At 50.9% G+C, this 997-nt stretch carries 2 tRNA genes and 2 rRNA genes; all 4 read left to right on the forward strand.

The features are described from left to right. A 16S ribosomal RNA gene (locus LJA86_RS22125) occupies positions 1 to 333 on the forward strand; the annotation flags it as partial. A 70-nt stretch (positions 334 to 403) separates the two neighbouring features. Next, a tRNA-Ile gene (locus LJA86_RS22130) sits at positions 404 to 480 on the forward strand. 43 nt (positions 481 to 523) lie between these two features. Continuing rightward, positions 524 to 599, forward strand: a tRNA-Ala gene (locus LJA86_RS22135). A gap of 170 nt (positions 600 to 769) precedes the next feature. Continuing rightward, positions 770 to 997: ribosomal RNA gene (locus tag LJA86_RS22140) — 23S ribosomal RNA — on the forward strand; the annotation flags it as partial.

Genomic DNA, 997 nt, shown 5'->3' on the forward strand with positions numbered 1-997 from the left:
CGTCGTGCACCCGCCACGCGCGGCAGCCGTAGCTCTGCGCATTTTGCGCGAAGTCGACCTTCACCAGCGGACCTCATAAAGTGCGTCGTAGTCCGGATTGGAGTCTGCAACTCGACTCCATGAAGTCGGAATCGCTAGTAATCGTAGATCAGAATGCTACGGTGAATACGTTCCCGGGCCTTGTACACACCGCCCGTCACACCATGGGAGTGGGTTGCAAAAGAAGTAGGTAGCTTAACCTTCGGGAGGGCGCTTACCACTTTGTGATTCATGACTGGGGTGAAGTCGTAACAAGGTAACCGTAGGGGAACCTGCGGTTGGATCACCTCCTTACCTTAAAGAACCTGCCTTTGCAGTGCTCACACAGATTGTCTGATGAAAAAACAGCAGTAAAAATCTCTGCAGGCTTGTAGCTCAGGTGGTTAGAGCGCACCCCTGATAAGGGTGAGGTCGGTGGTTCAAGTCCACTCAGGCCTACCAAACTCCTTTTAAAGGATGAGCGGTACAGAGATTGCAAAACGATGGGGCTATAGCTCAGCTGGGAGAGCGCCTGCTTTGCACGCAGGAGGTCTGCGGTTCGATCCCGCATAGCTCCACCATCTTTTACTGCGAACCCAAGAAAACTTCAGAGTGAACCTGAAAAGGTGCACTGCGAAGTTTTGCTCTTTAAAAATCTGGATCAAGCTGAAAATTGAAACGACACATCTTTAAGGTGTGTTCGAGTCTCTCAAATTTTCGCAATCAGAAGTGAAACATCTTCGGGTTGTGAGGTTAAGCGACTAAGCGTACACGGTGGATGCCCTGGCAGTCAGAGGCGATGAAGGACGTGCTAATCTGCGAAAAGCGCCGGCGAGGTGATATGAACCTTTGACCCGGCGATGTCCGAATGGGGAAACCCAGTGCAATTCGTTGCACTATCGTTAACTGAATACATAGGTTAACGAGGCGAACCGGGGGAACTGAAACATCTAAGTACCCCGAGGAAAAGAAATCAACC

The organism is Enterobacter sp. TCD1-1 (assembly GCF_020567405.1).
GTDB lineage: Bacteria > Pseudomonadota > Gammaproteobacteria > Enterobacterales > Enterobacteriaceae > Enterobacter > Enterobacter quasiroggenkampii.